Here is an 18,717-nt window from a genome sequence, read left to right as displayed (position 1 = left end):
CAGGATCAAACTCTCCATAAAAGAGTTCGATGTCTCTGACATCAAAATAAAAATAATTCATTGACGGGATATTTAAATATCCCTCTTCGCTTGGCTTTTTGTTTAGTTTTCAAAGGTCAATATATTTCGTTGCGACTTGTATATCATATCAAAGCGATTCATTTAAGTCAATAGTTTTTTATAAAATAATTAACTATTTGCCTGTAAACAAAGTCACTTGTTTTTTCAGCAACGTTTAATAATTTATCATAGTCTATTGTTCAATTGCAACCCCTGATTTATTTTCAGAATAATTTTTATTTGAGATTAAAGAAAACTCATCTTTTATCCTCCATTGGATAATGTCCAAGTGTTTAAAGTGTAATCTCTTATACAGCTCGTCTCCTTAACCACTGCACCGCCTTGCGGCCTTGTCTCCGGCTTAAAACATCCCACTCTTCCAGAGTTATTAGTTTCTCTCATTAAGTATTCAAGTAAAGCCGGTAAAAATAAAAAATCTCAAGGGAGATATTTAAAAGCGTCCCCCATATGGGGAGTGACTGAGCTGAATAGCTTGTCTTTTTGAACCTCGAAAACTAACCAGCAGCCTGTCAGCTTCACCTTATTTCCTCAGCTCCTGTGATTCTACTTGATTCTCCCACGGCAATTCTTCTTCAATGATTAATTCCGGATCTTTGGCAAGATCAATAATCTTTTTACCATCTACTTTAACAGTAGGAGAAGTAGGATAATGTTCATTTTGGAAAAGCACTTCACCAGTGCAGCCGTTACTTAATCTCACTTTTCTTCCTATAGATAAATCCAGCATCATATGAATAAACTCATTTAGAAGAACATGATCAAGTTTACCGAACTGATCCTGTTTTAAAAAAGCAATTACTTTATACGGATTTTGCTTAGTCCGATAATACCTTTCAGAAGTCATCGCATGAAATACATCAGCGATAGCAATAATTTTAGCATATAGATGAAGTTTCGTTCCTTTTACTTTTAATGGGTAGCCGCTTCCGTCCTCGCGTTCATGATGCTGGACTATACCCAGCATCGCTTTTTTGGATAGTCCGGGCACTTTTTCAAGCATCCGGTAGCTTGTCACCGGATGTTTTTTTACCTCTTTATATTCTTCAGCAGTTAAAGGGCCTTTCTTTTCAAATACTTTAAAAGGAACTTTAGCCATGCCGCAGTCTGCTAATAAACCTGCGATTCCTAATTGTATGACTTCACCATTTTTCAGACCGAGCCTTTTCCCAAGCATAGAACTGAAAATACTGACAGCCACCGAATGATAATAAAGATAATCATGCTTTGTTGTATAATTGTGGAGCTGCAAAAGTTCATCTTTCGATGGGTTTGTATCATAAAGGGGCAAAAATACTTTTCTAATTTCATAGGCATCTACCTTAGCGCCGCCTTGCCAGTTTTTAAACATCTTTTTATACTGTTGAACCCCTGACAAGTAACGATCTGTAAAAATAGTCTGGTTACTGGTTTCTGAAGGCTGCTGACATACAGAATTTGTTTCTTTTTTTACGTCGGTATCTCTTATTCTTTCTTTTGGAGTAAATAGATCCCCATTAATCAGCGTCGACTCTACGTGCACATATTCTACTAAAAATTTCTGGAGGATTTGTATACAGTCTTCAGTTAAAACGGTTTTCTTTCTCATTAAAGGAGTATTCGAGTGTTTATACACGTCTTCTGCAAGCATACATCCCGGGACTAGATAGATTGGTTTTACTTTCATTTTCCCCCGCTCCTTCACATTCTGATATCTCTATTGGAAAGAAAAGAGGGTCAAAAGTCAATGTTTTTTAAAAAAAATTAAAATAATTGGTTATAATTAAATACATAATACCTAAAAAAGAGAACCAAATTTCATTATTTTTCTGTCATAGATTCAATGATCTGGTCTAAATGGATCAGAGTTGAAATATCCTCTTCCAAAAGCGGCAGATAAATTTTAGCCATCCCTTTAAAGTGATGATCGATCTCTTTTAAATAATACTTTTGCTGCTCTTTCCTTTTTTGAAAAAAGCTGCCGTCCACACTTTCAGGAAGAATCTTATTAATGATAATCGCCAATACAGGAATTTTGTTCTTTTTCAAAGTTTCCACTGCACGTTTTGTTTCCTGAATAGGCAGCCTTTCAGGGTTCAGTACAAACAAAAAACCTGTTTTTTCTTTATCAAGCAGTATCTCCCTGACTTTGGCAAAGATCTGCCGTCTATTTTGGAGAACCTGGAAGATAGGATCGTCAACCGGTTCACCGTCATAAATCATTTGAGTATAATGTTCATTCGTTTTTTTTCTCCGTTCAAGCATACCGTCCATCCACACACCCATCAGCTCAGGAAGAGACAGAAGTCTTAAAGTATGGCCGGTAGGTGCAGTGTCGAAAACAAGCAGGTCATAATTTTTTTCTTCCTCCAGAATAAGCGAAGCCAGACGATGGAACAAAGCTGCTTCGTCAGCACCCGGACTCGATTTTGCCAGGTCCATTTGCCTGTGTACTTCCTCAATCATAGTAGCTTTTACATGCCCCTGGATATTTTCCTTAACTTGTTCAATATATCGGTCTGTTTCCTGTTCTGAATCTATCTCAATAATGTCCAGGCCTTCTGCTGCAGTTATCGGCTCATTCCCCAGTGAAGTGTGGAATATGTCACCGAGATTATGAGCAGGGTCTGTCGAAATAAGAAGTACTCGTTTTCCCATGTCACTTGCCGCTTTAGCAAGAGATGCAGCAGTCGTGGATTTTCCTACTCCGCCTTTCCCTCCGGCAAAAATAATTCGTTTATTAATTACACGCTCTATTGATTGATTCATAATATTCACTCCTCGCCCAGTCAGTTATAAGGCCCTTCAGCCTGAAAGGTATATATTTTTAACAGCATCGAAAACCGGAAAGGGGTGATTTCTCCATACCCATCCGTTTATGCCAATCGTGAAACTTTTCCAGCATATAAGGATAAAGTTCAAGCGTATAAAATGACACAGGGTTTGGGAGACCAAGCATCTCAGAATAAAGCAATAAAAAAAACAGATCATCTTCGTCTCTTAATTCTCTTAGAATTTCTGTGCGGTGTCCCTGGCGTAAAATCTCATCGTACAATTTCAAGAAGTCTTTAAAGCCCATACAGATATCCGCCTTTCTTCTATGTAGTAAATAAATCATTTGAATATTGTATATGCCCACCCTATGAAATAAGAAAAGAGAGCAGTGACCATAGCTGATCACTGCTTGAGTCTTAATTATCTTCCGTACCTTTTCTGCGCAATCCTGCAATAGCTTCAAGAAGAATCCATAAAGCAAAAGCGAGAATGATTGAACCGAGAAGGAAAAGCAGCAGGTTCATTTCATGCCCTTCACCTAATCCTGACCATTGGAAGAAAACTTGCTGAATCATTGCCCAAACGGTCATAAACATAAGGAAAATCATCGGTATAAGCGTGATAAGATAATTACGGCCCTGCCTTTTCAGCCATAAAGTGATCAAAAGGAGCGTAATTCCGGCTAAGAGCTGATTGGAAGTACCGAATAACGGCCAAAGGACATATCCCCCTGACCCGAACCCTTGCGGTCCTTCAGGCAGTAAAACCAGTGCCGCACTCGAGACTACGGCAATTGAAGTAGCCACATGCATTTTTGTTAGTGGCTTTATTTTATATTCCTGCCCTAATTCAGAAATGATATAACGCATGAGTCGGACAGATGTGTCGAGTGTTGTGGCCGCAAAACTTACTACAATGATTGCCACAATGGTTGTAGCGATATCGGCAGGTATAAAGATCCCCGTTGCTAGCTGCCCGGCCCCCTGCACGAAATAACCTAAACCGCCTTCCCCTGCAGCACCAAAACTGCTGTAAGCGCCAAGAAAAGACGCTTCATCACTGAAAAAGGTAACGACCGCAATGATTGCTGCAAGAGCGAGCAGCCCTTCGCCCACTGCACCGAGGTAACCGACAAACCGTGCATCCGTTTCTTTATTCAGCTGTTTACTGGACGTTCCAGATGCAACCAGTCCATGGAAACCGGAAATCGCACCGCATGCAATCGTAATAAAGAGCAGCGGAAACCATGGAACATCAGGTGAAGCATTAGTTGCGGGTGCAGAAATAGACGGATTAGAAAAAAATAATCCAAGATACAAAATGGCAAGCCCTACGATGAGCTGGTGTGAATTAATATAATCCCTCGGCTGCAGCAGTTTCCATACCGGCAGTGTTGAGGCGATGTAGACGTAAACCATTAATATGACGATCCATACAAAGAATGAAAAAGCAACTCCATTTAAACCAAAGGCGACAATGTTTTCTTCTCCTCCGAAATACCTCGGCAGATCAATCTGTAATGCGGGAACTTTAGAGGCCACAATAGCAGAAACGTACATAGCAGCCAATGCAAATAGTGACGGAAGCAGCATGCCGCCCCGCTTTTTATACACGAGGTGTCCAATCCAAAGAGCAAGCGGAATCTGGATAAATACAGATAAAACAGCAGAAGGGAAGGTAATAAACAGATTGGAAATGACCCAGGCAAATACCGCGTTTACCATTAAAACAAGTATTAATATGATAAATAAGAATAAAATCTTAGCCCGCTGTCCGATAATTTTATTGGCAAGTGTTCCGACAGACTGCCCTTTATTCCTTACCGAAAGAACGAGTGCACCAAAATCATGGACACCGGCAGCAAAGACCGTGCCGAGAACTACCCACAAAAAAGCAGGCAGCCAGCCCCAATATACCGCTATAGCAGGGCCCACAATAGGCGCCGCACCAGCAACTGAGGTAAAATGGTGGCCCCACAGCACCCATTTATTTGTCGGTACAAAGTCTACACCGTCTTTATATCTGTGTGCCGGTGTCTGGTAATCAGGGTCAAGCCGGTAAATTCTTTCTGCCACAAATTTTGAATAATATTTGTATCCCATAAAAAAAACAAACATTCCTATGACTGCAACTAATATAGCGTTCATAACATCCCCCTCCTTTTTTTGGCCTCTGTTAAAAGTAAATGCTGATTTTAAAATCAGGGGATGATTGTAGCGAAAGGTGCGAGACTCCTCCGGGAAAAGCGGATTCAGGGGAGACCCCACAGGCGTTTTACGCCGAGGAGGCTCCCGAATCGCCCGGGGAAAGCGAGCGTCCTGAAGCGAAAATCAACCACAACTTTTAACAGAGCTTTTTTATAGATATGCTTAAAATTATTGGTGCCGAAAACGCGCCAACTCCAGTGGGATACCAGGGAATTACGGGAACCGCGCTTTCTGGCTGAAAAGTATATACAAGCTTATTATGCCACTTCCTTACTTTGCAGGAAAAAAGCTGAAAGCCTGTTTTTACGAATATATGAAGCGTTTTCAAAAGTATACTGCTGAATACTCGTTCATTCTCACTATTTTAAAAAATCAGAAAATAAATCGCGCTATTTCAAAACTGTTATTTAATGAGGTGAACTGAATCCCGTATGTACGTCAGCGCTCTGCCTGGGCGGAGGAATGCGGCATAGAAAAAAACCCGAGGCATCGCCATCGGGTTTAGATCCTTTATTCATCTTCAGGTTCGTCTTCCGGTATATTATCTGCCGTTGTATCCTCCAGCGCGTCAGCTTCTGTATTATCCTGACTGACTTCTGGTTCAGTGCTCTCTTCCATATCGCCGTTTTCCTCTTCTATCTCTTCTTCATCTACTTCATCGACGTTAACACGGGCCACAGTGGAAACATACTCCTCGTCTCCTACCCGGATCAGACGGACACCTTGAGTATTTCTGCTCGTTTGGGAAATCTCTTCCACATGCATCCGGATAATGACACCGTTCGTCGTAATAACCATCAAATCGTGGTCATTTGAGACTACTTTCAGGGATACGAGATCTCCGTTTTTGTCAGTAATGTTACACGTTTTAATTCCTTTACCGCCCCGGCTTTGCTGACGGTATTCACCGACAGGTGTCCTTTTTCCGAAACCTTTTTCAGTAACAATTAAAATGTCATGGTGATCTTCAATGATATCCATGCCGACTACTTCGTCATCGTCCTGCAGGCTGATTCCCCTTACACCGGCAGCAGTCCGGCCCATCAGCCTTACATCATTTTCATCAAAACGGATTGACTGGCCTTTTCGTGTGCCGACGATTAATTCTCTGCTTCCGTCCGTCAGCCGCACTCCGTGAAGTTCGTCTTCATCCCTGAGTTTAATTGCAAACAGGCCGCCACGGCGGATATTGGCAAAAGCATTGAGCTCTGTTCTTTTTGAGACACCGTATTTTGTCATAAAGAACAGGGAATGCTTTTCATCAAACTCTGAAATTGGAATGACTGCACTTATATATTCATCTTTATCAATCTGTAAAAGGTTAATAATCGGAATGCCTTTTGATGTCCGTTTTTGTTCAGGTACTTCATAACCTTTTATCCTGTATACTTTACCTTTATTTGTAAAAAATAAAATGTGGTCATGGGAGTTGGTTATAAATAAATGACGGACAAAATCGTCATCATGAGTCCCCATTCCTTGTACGCCGCGTCCGCCGCGTTTCTGACTGCGGTAGGTGGACACTGGAAGGCGTTTAATATAGCCGTGATGTGACACTGTAATAACGATATTTTGACGTGGAATAAGGTCTTCATCTTCCATGCTGTCTTCACCAAGGGTGATCACAGTACGCCGGTCGTCCGCGTAGCGGTCACGTACGTCAATCAGTTCTTCACGGATAATTTCCAATACTTTCTCTTCATCTGCGAGAATGGCTTTTAATTCAGCAATTTTCTCAACCAGTTCCGCATACTCTTTTTCAATTTTATCTCTTTCGAGTCCGGTTAAACGCTGCAGCCTCATATCCAGAATGGCCTGAGCCTGATCATGAGACAGGTCATATTTTTCAATCAGCCCTGTTCTCGCAATTTCTGTCGTTTGTGAATTCCGGATAAGGGAAATAACTTCATCCAGATGATCAAGAGCCACACGCAGCCCTTCAAGAATGTGGGCTCTGGCCTCTGCTTTTTTCAGTTCATAGGCCGTACGCCGGCGAATAACCACTTTTTGATGCTCAAGATAATGAACAAGCGTTTGCTTTAAAGAGAGAACTTTAGGCTGACCGTCCACAAGCGCCAGGGTGTTAATCCCAAAGCTTGTCTGCAGTGCAGTCTGCTTGTACAGGTTGTTTAACAGAACGTTCGCATTGACGTCACGGCGGAGCTCAATAACAATACGCATGCCTGTACGGTCAGATTCATCACGGAGATCAGTAATACCGTCAATTTTTTTATCGCGCACAAGTTCGGCAATTTTCTCAATTAACCTGGCTTTGTTAACCTGATAAGGCAATTCATTTACGATAATCCGCGGTTTGCCGTTATGTTCTTCAATTTCTGCTTTGGCACGGATTAAAATCGACCCTTTGCCTGTTTCGTACGCTCGGCGGATCCCCGATACCCCTACAATTTCTGCCCCGGTTGGAAAGTCGGGTCCTGGGATATATTCCATCAGTTCCGGTACTGTAATTTCAGGATTTTTACTTAACGCCAGCACCCCGTCAATCACTTCTGATAAGTGGTGAGGCGGTATATTGGTAGCCATCCCTACTGCAATTCCAGATGCACCGTTAACAAGCAGGTTAGGAAACCTTGCAGGCATAACGATCGGTTCGGTTTCGGAACCATCGTAGTTTTCCTGGTAGTCGATCGTATCTTTACCTATATCTCTAACGATTTCCATAGATATTTTTGACATTCGTGCTTCAGTATAACGCATGGCTGCCGCTGCGTCGCCGTCAACTGAACCAAAGTTGCCGTGTCCGTCCACGAGCATGTAGCGGTAGCTGAAATCCTGCGCCATTCTTACCATTGTTTCATAGACAGCGGAATCCCCGTGCGGGTGATATTTACCGATAACTTCCCCGACGATACGGGCTGATTTTTTGTAAGCTTTTTCTGCCGTAATGCCAAGTTCATTCATAGCATAAAGAATTCGTCGGTGAACCGGCTTTAATCCATCCCGGACATCAGGGAGTGCTCGGCTGACAATTACACTCATCGCATAGTCCATAAAAGACGTTTTCATTTCCTGGCTGATATTAATTTCTTGAACTCTAGACTGGTCTTGATCAGACATTCCTTGTACCTCCGTTCACCTAAATCCGTCCGGCACCTCTTTGTTTATGAAACTTCTCTCTTTGAGAACGAGGTTCTGTCCGGTTATTTCAATCTTCCGGTGCTGCACTGGAACCATGCAGCACCCGAAAAGCATGGATGGCTTTTATATATCCAAATTTTTCACATAATGAGCATTTTCCTGAATAAAGTCGCGCCTTGGCTCAACACGGTCACCCATTAATGTTTCAAACACTTCGTCAGCAAGCATTGCATCATTCAAGCTAACCTGCAGAACCGTTCTCATACCAGGGTCCATAGTGGTTTCCCATAACTGAGTAGGATTCATTTCCCCAAGACCTTTGTAGCGCTGAAGACCGGGTTTGGGAGCAGGGGACATTTCAGATATTATCCGCTCCATTTCTTTCTGTGTATAAGCGTAGTGCAGCACCTTTCCTTGCGTGATTTTATATAACGGCGGCTGGGCAATATAAATATAGCCTTCTTCAATGAGCGGCCGCATGTAACGATATAAAAACGTCAATAGAAGTGTTCTGATATGAGCCCCGTCAACGTCTGCATCCGTCATAATAATAATTTTGTGGTAACGCGCTTTTGAAATATCAAAGTCTTCGCCTATTCCCGTGCCTAAGGCTGTAATAATGGCCCTGATTTCATTGTTTGAAAGAATTTTGTCGAGACGCGCTTTTTCCACATTAATAATTTTCCCGCGGAGAGGGAGAATGGCCTGGAAATGGCGGTCACGCCCTTGTTTAGCTGATCCTCCGGCTGAATCACCCTCTACGATATACAGTTCGCTGATCGACGCATCCCGGGAAGAACAGTCGGCAAGTTTACCTGGAAGTGAACTTACTTCCAAAGCCGATTTCCTTCTCGTCAGCTCACGGGCTTTTTTCGCAGCGTCTCTGGCACGGGACGCCATGATCCCCTTATCAACGATCTGCCGGGCTACATTTGGGTTTTCAGCCATAAATTTCGACATATATTCAGAGAAAAGTGAGTCAGTAATTGTTCTGGCTTCACTGTTTCCAAGCTTTGTTTTTGTCTGTCCTTCAAACTGAGGGTCAGGAATTTTAACAGAAATAATCGCCGTCAATCCTTCACGGACATCATCACCTATTAAATTCGGATCATTTTCCTTAAACAGGTTATTTCGTCTGGCATAGTCATTTATAACCCTCGTTAATCCCGTTTTAAAGCCGGATTCATGGGTTCCGCCTTCGTGCGTATTAATATTATTGGCAAAAGAGTACAAATTACTGGCGAATCCGTCATTGTACTGCATGGCAATCTCAATGCTCAGCCCGTCTTTTTCTCCTTCAAGAAAAATCGGCGGTTCATGCAAAGGATTTTTAGTCCTGTTCAAATGCTCAACGAAAGACTGAATCCCGCCTTCATAATAGTACTCTGCGGACTTGCCATCTTCCCTTTTATCACTAATAAAAATGCGCAGCCCGCGGTTTAAAAAAGCCAGCTCCCGCAAGCGGTTTGCAAGCACATCATACTCAAACTCGGTTGTTTCCGTAAAAATTTCTTTGTCCGGTTTAAATCGGATAATCGTTCCATTCTTTTCTGTTTCCCCGATCACTTTCAGGTCCGCATCAGGAATTCCGCGTGTAAACTCGATAAAATGGACTTTGCCGTCCAGATGTACTTCCACTTCCAGATGGCTGGACAGCGCGTTTACTACTGAAGCCCCTACACCGTGCAGTCCTCCGGATACTTTGTATCCTCCGCCGCCGAATTTGCCGCCTGCATGCAGTACGGTCATGATTACTTCAACAGCAGGCCGTCCCATTTTTTCGTGAATCCCTACAGGAATGCCGCGGCCGTTGTCTTCCACTGTGATAGAGTTGTCTTCTTCAATTGTGACGTGGATGTTATCACAGTAACCGCCCATTGCTTCATCGATACTATTATCAACAATTTCCCACACAAGGTGGTGAAGCCCCCGTCCGCTTGTGGAACCAATATACATACCAGGGCGTTTTCTTACAGCTTCCAAACCTTCTAAAACCTGAATTTGGCTTTCATCATAAGAATGTTGTTCAACAGTCAATTTAATTCACCTGCACTTCTCCTGGCACCATATGCCAAGTAATCTGAATCTGTATACTAAGAAGGTATAAATAATGACACTAAGTTTTTAAAATGAGGTCAGTGGTTTACCTGATATCAGTATTCTTCCTCCGGAACGACTGTAGCTGTTTCAGCCCGCCTTTTTAAGGTGTGGGAAGAGATAGGAGATAAATAAATATCATCTTCTGTAATCACCATCGATTTCGGTGTATCACCAGTTACTTTAATCGTTGCTTTGCGTTTTTTATGGTCTTTCATCATCGCCTGGTTTTCAGACGACAAATCCTGGCTGTTATGGTCGAGAATGGCTACGATACTCTCAGCTTTTAAAACCATATCACCGCCTAAATGAATAAACATTTTATCACCTCAGCCTTTTTTTTGAATCATGCCTTCTTCCACATAAAATGTATCGGCTTCTTTCAGCATGTCATGATCAATGCCCTCTACACTAGTGGTCGTGACAAACGTCTGCACTTTACCTTTGATTGTATTAAGAAGATGTGTCTGACGATGGTCATCAAGTTCCGACAGCACATCATCAAGCAGCAAGATCGGATATTCGCCTGTTTTTTCTTTAATCAGCTCGATTTCGGCAAGCTTTAAAGATAAGGCAGTTGTCCGCTGCTGACCTTGAGAACCATAAGTCTGGATGTCCCGCTCATTAACAAAAAACGACAAATCATCCCGGTGAGGGCCGATTAACGTTGTTCCCCTCTGCATTTCCCGCTCCTGAACCTTTTCGTATTCCTCTTTTAAAGCTATTAACATTGTGGACAAATCCATGTCATCTGATACGTTGCATGATGGGTTATAGGCTACTTTTAAATTTTCCCGGCCGCGGCTGATTTCATAATGAATCGGCTGAGCCCATGTTTGAAGTTTTTCCAAAAATGCATAGCGTTTTGTAATCACATGTGCCGCAGAGTGAAGCAGCTGATCGGTCATTACCTCCAGCATAGCCGGATCTGCTTTTACTTTTTTCTGCTGGATGTCCTTTAACCACTGGTTCCGCTGTTTAAGCACTTTGTGGTATTGGGAAAGGTGATAAAGGTAAATTGAATGAATCTGCCCCATTTCCATATCCAGAAAACGGCGTCTGATCTGGGGGCTTCCCTTTACCAGCGTCAAGTCTTCCGGAGCGAACATTACAATATTACAAGAACCGATATAGTCACTCAGGCGTTTTTTCTCTATATGATTCAACTTAACTTTTTTCCCTTTATTAGAAAATACCACTTCCATGTGAAGTGGTCCGTTTCTGTTCGTTAAGTGACCTTCAACTTTAGCAAACTGCTGATCCCAGCGAATTAATTCCTTGTCTCTTGGCGTCCGGTGGGACTTAGCCATAGCAAGCACATAGACGGCTTCCATAAGGTTCGTCTTCCCCTGTGCGTTTTCACCAAGAATGACGTTAACTCTGTTTTCAAAAGCCAACGTCAGCTCAGGGTAGTTCCTGTAATTTTTTAAAGTGAGTTGATCAATGTGCAACCGAATCCCTCTCTATTCCTCATCGCTGGCTATCAAAATAGTGCCCATCTCTTCAACTTCTACCCGATCCCCGGGATAAAGTTTTCTGCCTCTGCGATTTTCTTGTTCATCGTTTACCCATACAGGAATTTCCGCCAGAAACCACTTTGCCTGGCCTCCGGAATCGATTACCGCTGCTTCCTTCAAAGCTTGTCCAAGCGTAATAAATTCATCTGAAATCACAATTGTCTCTTCCACACGGGGTCACTCACTTTCTGTAAGAAACTTTACAATTATACGCGCACAAAATGTCTCACTCTATATTGTACTAAAAGATTTGCATAAACGCCAATGTGGATTACTCAAATGCTCTAATCTGCCTGTAGAAATAATTTGTTATTCGACCGGTAACTGGCAGCTGACCCAGCGAAGATAAATCTAAAAACAGGTACCCCGGCTTTGGCTCCGGAGCACCTGCAGTAATGGTCTGTTTTAGTATGTTCTCACAGGAGAGAACAAGTGAAGCATATGATCCTGGTCCGCCGGTTTCATAACAAACGGGCTCATAGCTCCTGTAAAGTCGATAGTAATATCTGTTGATTCGATAACTTTCAGGGCATCAATAAGATTTTTGCCGTTAAAGGAAATCCGCAGCTCTTCCCCTGAATAACCAAGTGTCTCGACACTTTCTGTCACTTTTCCAACTTCAGGAGTGACAGAAGTGATTTCCAATACCTGATTTTCCATGGTTTTAACATTAACGACATTATTTTTCCCTTCACGTGAAAGAAGCAATGCACGCTCAATGGCAGCGAGGAGCTGCTTGGCATTCAGCGTCACGCTTGTTTTTGAGGACGAAGGAATCATATTCTTAGTTGCGGGATAATTGCCATCTAAAAGTCTTGAGAAAAATAACAGATTTGTTGATTTAAACAGAATTTGATTGTCAGTCACAATGATATCAATCCAGTCATCAGTGTCATCTAAAATTTTATTTAGCTCAGTGAGGCTTTTTCCTGGAATGACGACATTTGAAAAAGTCAGCTCGCCTGAATTTGTCTCGACCTGGGCGTGACGCATAGCCAGACGATGGCTGTCCGTAGCTGTACAAGTCAGATTCCCTTCTTCCACAGACCAGTGTATGCCTGTAAGAATCGGTCGCGTTTCAACAGTAGAGACTGCAAAAGCTGTTTGCCTGATAATGCTTTTAAGTAAGTCTTTTGGCATTTTAAAGACGTTTTCTTCCTCAATTTCAGGTAATCTTGGATATTCTTCAGGGTCAAGACCGTTTAAATTAAATACAGAAGATCCTGAAGTCAGCCTTGTAACGAATTGATCTGAGACTACCACTTCAATCGTATCTCCAGGTAATTTTTTTACTATATCTGCAAAGAACCGCGCTTGAAGTACAATTGAACCTTCCTGTTCAATATCCACAAGCTGGTTGTCCTCTTCTTCCTTGGGAATAAAGGATTCTATGGAAATATCAGAATCACTTCCTGTTAGTGTAACCCCTTCATCTGACGCTTCAATTTTTACTCCAGTTAAGATCGGAATCGTCGTACGAGAAGAAATAGCTTTTGATACATGCTGAACGCTTTGTACAAATTTGTCGCGCTGAATAGTAAATTTCATAGGTTCCTTCCTCACTTCCGTAAAATAATTAAGTTACTGAAAATAGTTATTTTAATAGTTCTATTTCTCTTTTTTATTAATAATTAATCTAGAAGTACTCGTAGTAATACCTGTGATTATGTGGATAACTCAAAAAAAGTCCAGGGATAGCAGGTTATCCACCTGTGGACAACCTGTGTATAAAACTGAGAAAGTTATTCACAGTTCCCACATCGTTATGATTTAAGCTGTTCAGTAATTTCCTGAATCTGCTGCTGTAATTCCTGGTCTGCAGTAAACAGGCGTGAGATTTTCTCATGTGCGTGAATCACTGTCGTGTGATCTCGCCCTCCGAATTCATCCCCGATTTTAGGCAAAGAGCTGTCTGTTAATTCCCTTGATAAGTACATCGCTATCTGCCTTGGATAAGCCACTGTCTTCGTTCTTCTCTTAGCTTTTAAATCCTCTACTTTTACTTGAAAAGCAGCAGCCACTGACTTTTGTACGTCCTGAATCGTGATTTTTTTAGGCTTGGAATTCGGGATAATATCTTTTAGCGCGACAGCTGCGAGATCTGCATTCATATCCTGGTTAATTAATGATGAATAAGCGACAACCCGGATAAGTGCTCCTTCCAGTTCACGGATATTCGTATCAATCTGATTAGCGATATAAAGCATCACTTCATTAGGTATATCAAGATTTTCTGCCTTTGCTTTTTTGCGTAAAATGGCAATTCTTGTCTCCAGATCCGGAGGCGTAATATCCGTTATTAATCCCCATTCAAACCTTGAACGGAGCCGGTCTTCAAGAGTAGGAATTTCTTTTGGCGGACGGTCACTGGAAATGACAATTTGTTTCCGTTCTTCATGCAGGGAATTAAATGTGTGGAAAAATTCTTCCTGCGTTTGTTCTTTTCCGGCTAAAAATTGAATATCGTCAATTAAAAGCACGTCTACATTCCTGTATTTATTTCTGAAATTCACCGCTTTGTTATCTCTGATTGAATTAATAAATTCATTCGTAAACTTTTCAGACGATAAATAGACAACTTTCGCATCAGGATTATGATCTATGACATAATGGCCGATTGCATGCATAAGGTGGGTTTTACCTAGTCCTACTCCTCCGTAAATAAATAAAGGATTGTATGCTTTCGCCGGGGCTTCTGCTACCGCGAGCGAGGCTGCATGAGCAAACCTGTTCCCACTTCCAATAACAAAAGTATCAAACGTGTATTTCGGATTGAGCATATGTTTAGGCATCTCTTCATTACCTTGCATAGAAGGTTTTTCAGGCTGTTTAGCCTTTTCAAAGAGCTCTAATTCATCCTTTTTATCTTCTTTAGGTAAAATAAACCGGGCTTCCAGTTCTGCTCCGGTTAACTCGTTCAATGTTTCTGTAATTATCCCGAAATACCGGTTTTCCAGCCAGTCACGGGCAAATTCATTTGGAGCAATCACTGTAATTGTATTTGAGCTCTGATCAATCGAATCAGCTTTCGTAAATTTAAACCATGTGTCATAACTAGGTTTACTTACTTTTTCCTCGATTTTCGTCAGGGCCTGCTCCCATAAATCATTTAAATTTTCCAATCTATGACCCTCCTTTGCATATACTGTTCCATAACAGAACAACGGATCCGCCCCCTGAATCCGATGCTTGTACAACAAATATATAACCCTATTGAATAACCGTGTATAAAAATAAACGTGTATAATATGTGGGTAAATATTTATATAGGAAGAAAAACAACCTGTACACGTTATACACAAATATGTGGATAAACTTACACATAAGAGTCTAATAACTATCCACAAAGTTGTTAACAGTTGTGGATAGTTTATATTTTACCACAGGTTTTCCACTAGAAAAAACAACATTATGATATCAGATATATAAAGGATTGACAATGGCGGGAGTGAGTTATCCACACCATTCAAGGGGTTGTGTCTAAAAGTTGTCCACAGCACAAGATCATGTGTAAAAGCTGTGGGGAAGGGTGTGGAAGCTTGTAAATTAATGGCGAAAGTTGTCCACAAACCCTGGAGAAAAAATTGTTTAACTGAAGGTTTGTATTTTTGGAATGTGGATTTTGCAAAAAGAAAGTGAGACCTGTTTTTAAATAAAACATAGGCATTTTCTCGTGAACGTGGAATTCTGGCGTAATGAAGAAGTGAAAGTTGCAGAGGAAGAAACAACGATGGAAACTTTAAGAATCTGGTGCACGAGACTGGGAGCCTGGAAAGATCGGCGGTTATTATTTTTCGACAAGTAACTGCAGTAGAACCATGAAGCGGAAATTAACAACAAAGTTTTAGTTAGCCCACAAAAAAAAGAGGTTCGTAATAATTAAGTTGGCAGGGGCTTGACAACAGAAGTGGTCTTTCTTATAATTTACAAGACTGTCTATACCGGTTACAGTCCGAAATTCAGCTGTTACCGGAATAATATGATTAGTGAATTCGGATAATGAAAGAATTATCATCCCCAGGAGGTGGAATAGATGGGTAAACCAACATTTAATCCAAATAACCGAAAGCGCAAAAAGAATCATGGTTTCCGTGCGCGTATGGCTACAAAGAACGGTCGTAAAGTATTAGCAAACCGTCGCCGTAAAGGAAGAAAAGTTCTATCTGCGTAATGAGGCCGCTTAGAGCGGTCTTTTTTCACTTTAGAGTCGAAAAATGACGGATAGACTGATGTGAGAAACCAGGTCAAGGCTTAATCTTTCATAAAAAGAGAGAGTACTGATCTGGTTTTCTTTTTGCGAAAGTAAGCATAGTAAGTTTTTAAAAGTGACAGATTTGGGCACAAATTGAATAGTGATTGTCCTAAATCTTCTTTATAATGTAGAATGAGTTTTGGAAGTGACGTAATCTGTCCAAGAAATATGACTGATGGGGTGCCGTGGATGAAGAGCCAATACCGTTTGAAAAAAAATGAAGATTTTCAGTACGTTTTTCAACGGGGGAATTCTGCCGCAAATCGTCAATTTGTCGTATACCAGCTCAAAAAAGAGCGACAGGATACCATCCGCATTGGCTTATCTGTTAGTAAGAAGTTAGGGAACGCTGTTGACCGTAACCGTATTAAGCGGCTGATGAAAGAAATTTTAAGGGAGCTGACACCTGACCTGCTCCAAAACCGTGATGTGGTAATTATAGCGAGAAAACCGGCAGCAGACATGGATTACCATCAGATGAAAAAATCGATGTACCATGTGATGAAGGTGGCCAAGCTGTTCAGCGGACCGACCCGGGTAAAAAGGTGAGGACGAAGCTATGAAATGGCTCGCAATTGGTTTAATCCGCTTTTATCAGAAATGGATTTCAAGGTTTACACCGCCGACATGCAGGTTTTACCCTACCTGTTCGCATTATGGAATTGAAGCAGTAAAACGGTTCGGGTTCGTTAAAGGAAGCTGGCTTACGTTGAAACGTATTGTGAAATGTCAGCCTTTTCATCCGGGAGGTTATGATCCGGTGCCTGAGAAAAAAGAGAATAAAGACTGAGGGCAGTTTTTTCGGTCATTTGAGCACGTTTATATCTTTTTGTAACAAGATATAATGGAAATAAGTGCTTTGAATGACGTGTTAATAGATTATTTTGATAGGGAAAGAGATAGGAGGACCTAGAGTGGCAAGAAAATTAGGTTTAGTATCGCTTTTTATTGGTTTAGCTTTATTGATGACAGGGTGTTTTAATATTGATGAACCAATTAAAGCGGAGAATGGTGGAATATGGGATTCCTTTTTTGTTTATCCGCTGTCATGGCTAATGACAAACATTGCGGATGCGTTAGGAAACAGTTATGGTTTAGCGATTATTATTGTAACTATACTGCTTCGTATTTTGATTTTACCTCTGATGATTAAACAGACTAAGAGCACGAAAGCCATGCAGGCGCTTCAGCCGGAAATGACTAAGCTTCGTGAGAAATACAGTGCGAAAGATCAGCAGACACAGCAGAAACTGCAGCAGGAAATGATGGCTCTTTTTCAGGAGCATAAAGTTAATCCGTTGGCAGGCTGTTTTCCAATTTTAATTCAAATGCCGATCTTAATTGCTTTTTATCATGCGATCATCCGGACGCCTCAGATCAATCCGGACGTTGATCCGACTTACACCGGCGCACCGCAGAATTTTCTGTGGTTTGAATTAGGAAGTGCTGACCCTTATTATATTTTACCGCTTGTAGCGGGGGCAACAACGTTCATTCAGCAAAAAATGATGATGGTGCAGGATAATCCGCAAATGCGGGCTCTAATGTACATTATGCCAGTCATGATTATTGCGTTTGCAGCGTTTTTCCCATCAGCTTTAGCTTTATACTGGGTAATTGGTAACTTGTTTATGATTATACAAACATACTTTATTACTGGACCTAACGTAGGTAAGGATAATAAAGAGGCCAAAACAGGAGGAGCGAAGACCAAGTGAAAAAAGTGACTGTATCAGGGAAAACGATAGAGGAAGCAGTTGAGTCAGGCCTTGAAAAGCTGGATGCAACTATGGACATGGTAGAGTATCACGTCATTGAAGAACCGCAAAAAGCATTGTTCGGGCTTCTTGGAGGAAAACCGGCTGTGGTGGAAGTGAAAGTAAAGCCTGATCCGATAAAAGAAGCACTTTTATTTTTGCGGGATACTATTGATAAAATGGGTGTGTCAGCCAGTGTGGAGGCAGAAGAGCGGGATGAAGGCATGTTTCTTAATATCACAGGCTCAGAAATTGGGGTGCTGATTGGAAAGCGTGGACAAACTCTCGATTCTCTCCAATATCTTGTTAACCTTGTAGCTAATCGTCAATCTGAAAATTATGTACGTATTTATCTTGATGCAGAAGGATACAGGGCAAGGCGGAAAGAGGCGCTGGTTACTCTCGCCGAGCGCCTGAGTGATAAAGCGCTCCGGACAGGCCGGGAAGTCAGGCTGGAGCCGATGAGTGCACATGAACGTAAGATTATCCATACGGCATTACAAGACGTCAAAGGAGTTTCCACATTCTCTGACGGTCAAGAACCTCACCGGCGAATCGTCGTCGTACCTAAATGATTCAGTCATCGAGAACCACTTTTTATAAATGATCAAGCCAGGCAGTTCCGGATTTCGGGACTGCTTTTTTTGCGTCGTTTTTTTGTGAAAAACTGATGGAAAATTTCCAATTGCTCCCCCTAAAACTTGAAACTTACGGTAAGATTGTGGATAATCAACAGAAGCACTTTGTGTTTTTTATCCACATGTGAATAAAAACTCTGCAACAAAAGGTTATATTTGTGGATAAATGGATATAACTGGTGAAATTGGGAGGAGAATCTCTTTAATACAGAATGAATTTATGGTATTCTATTTATTTGGAATCAACAAATGTTGATCCGAATTTTCAAGGGAAATATATCCATTTTTTTATATAAATAGATGAGGTAAACCAGCCTC

16 protein-coding genes are annotated in these 18,717 nt (G+C 41.5%); 5 read left to right on the top strand and 11 right to left on the bottom strand.

Features of this window, described 5'->3' with window-relative positions; translation table 11 throughout:
* Positions 1-601 precede the first annotated feature (601 nt).
* From K8O68_RS01080 to dnaA, 11 genes are all read right to left on the bottom strand, one after another.
* A complete protein-coding gene (locus K8O68_RS01080; RefSeq protein WP_230895092.1) occupies positions 602-1,744 on the bottom strand; it encodes an HD-GYP domain-containing protein in 1,143 nt (380 codons plus the stop codon).
* Between the two features lie 134 nt (positions 1,745-1,878).
* On the bottom strand, positions 1,879-2,826 hold the full coding sequence (locus K8O68_RS01075) for an ArsA family ATPase (protein WP_230895091.1): 948 nt from the start codon (positions 2,824-2,826) through the stop codon (positions 1,879-1,881).
* Between the two features lie 58 nt (positions 2,827-2,884).
* Positions 2,885-3,175, bottom strand: a complete 291-nt coding sequence (locus K8O68_RS01070; protein WP_483314036.1) for a cory-CC-star protein — start codon at positions 3,173-3,175, stop codon at positions 2,885-2,887.
* Positions 3,176-3,248: 73 nt separating this feature from the next.
* Positions 3,249-4,979: a carbon starvation CstA family protein gene (locus K8O68_RS01065; RefSeq protein ID WP_230895089.1), complete on the bottom strand. Its 1,731-nt coding sequence runs from the start codon at positions 4,977-4,979 to the stop codon at positions 3,249-3,251.
* Between the two features lie 570 nt (positions 4,980-5,549).
* On the bottom strand, positions 5,550-8,117 hold the full coding sequence (gene gyrA / locus K8O68_RS01060; protein WP_230895088.1) for a DNA gyrase subunit A: 2,568 nt from the start codon (positions 8,115-8,117) through the stop codon (positions 5,550-5,552).
* A 144-nt stretch (positions 8,118-8,261) separates the two neighbouring features.
* Positions 8,262-10,175: a DNA topoisomerase (ATP-hydrolyzing) subunit B gene (gene gyrB, locus K8O68_RS01055; RefSeq protein ID WP_230895087.1), complete on the bottom strand. Its 1,914-nt coding sequence runs from the start codon at positions 10,173-10,175 to the stop codon at positions 8,262-8,264.
* A 116-nt stretch (positions 10,176-10,291) separates the two neighbouring features.
* On the bottom strand, positions 10,292-10,555 hold the full coding sequence (remB, locus tag K8O68_RS01050) for an extracellular matrix regulator RemB (protein WP_230895086.1): 264 nt from the start codon (positions 10,553-10,555) through the stop codon (positions 10,292-10,294).
* A 9-nt stretch (positions 10,556-10,564) separates the two neighbouring features.
* A complete protein-coding gene (gene recF / locus K8O68_RS01045; protein WP_093053542.1) occupies positions 10,565-11,686 on the bottom strand; it encodes a DNA replication/repair protein RecF in 1,122 nt (373 codons plus the stop codon).
* Positions 11,687-11,698: 12 nt separating this feature from the next.
* Positions 11,699-11,923: a S4 domain-containing protein YaaA gene (gene yaaA, locus K8O68_RS01040; RefSeq protein WP_093053539.1), complete on the bottom strand. Its 225-nt coding sequence runs from the start codon at positions 11,921-11,923 to the stop codon at positions 11,699-11,701.
* 234 nt (positions 11,924-12,157) lie between these two features.
* Positions 12,158-13,300 carry a DNA polymerase III subunit beta gene (dnaN, locus tag K8O68_RS01035; RefSeq protein ID WP_230895085.1) on the bottom strand — a complete coding sequence of 381 codons (1,143 nt, stop codon included), beginning with the start codon at positions 13,298-13,300 and terminating at the stop codon, positions 12,158-12,160.
* Between the two features lie 215 nt (positions 13,301-13,515).
* Complete coding sequence (dnaA, locus tag K8O68_RS01030) at positions 13,516-14,874, bottom strand: chromosomal replication initiator protein DnaA (protein ID WP_230895084.1); 1,359 nt, start codon at positions 14,872-14,874, stop codon at positions 13,516-13,518.
* A 911-nt stretch (positions 14,875-15,785) separates the two neighbouring features.
* On the opposite strand from dnaA, the gene rpmH reads away from it, so the two are divergent.
* From rpmH to jag, 5 genes are all read left to right on the top strand, one after another.
* The gene (gene rpmH / locus K8O68_RS01025; RefSeq protein WP_026697111.1) at positions 15,786-15,923 is read left to right on the top strand and encodes a 50S ribosomal protein L34; all 138 of its coding nucleotides are present in this window, start codon (positions 15,786-15,788) and stop codon (positions 15,921-15,923) included.
* Between the two features lie 270 nt (positions 15,924-16,193).
* The gene (gene rnpA / locus K8O68_RS01020; RefSeq protein WP_230895083.1) at positions 16,194-16,553 is read left to right on the top strand and encodes a ribonuclease P protein component; all 360 of its coding nucleotides are present in this window, start codon (positions 16,194-16,196) and stop codon (positions 16,551-16,553) included.
* A gap of 10 nt (positions 16,554-16,563) precedes the next feature.
* Positions 16,564-16,794: a membrane protein insertion efficiency factor YidD gene (yidD, locus tag K8O68_RS01015; RefSeq protein WP_230895082.1), complete on the top strand. Its 231-nt coding sequence runs from the start codon at positions 16,564-16,566 to the stop codon at positions 16,792-16,794.
* Positions 16,795-16,918: 124 nt separating this feature from the next.
* Entirely contained in the window at positions 16,919-17,722 is an 804-nt protein-coding gene (spoIIIJ, locus tag K8O68_RS01010; protein ID WP_230895081.1) for a YidC family membrane integrase SpoIIIJ, read from the top strand.
* A complete protein-coding gene (gene jag, locus K8O68_RS01005; protein WP_230895080.1) occupies positions 17,719-18,336 on the top strand; it encodes an RNA-binding cell elongation regulator Jag/EloR in 618 nt (205 codons plus the stop codon). Before spoIIIJ ends, jag begins: the two co-directional genes overlap by 4 nt.
* Positions 18,337-18,717 lie beyond the last annotated feature (381 nt).

This window comes from Salipaludibacillus sp. CUR1 (assembly GCF_021028955.1).
GTDB lineage: Bacteria > Bacillota > Bacilli > Bacillales > Salisediminibacteriaceae > Salipaludibacillus.
This window is presented reverse-complemented; position numbering and strand designations above follow the sequence as displayed.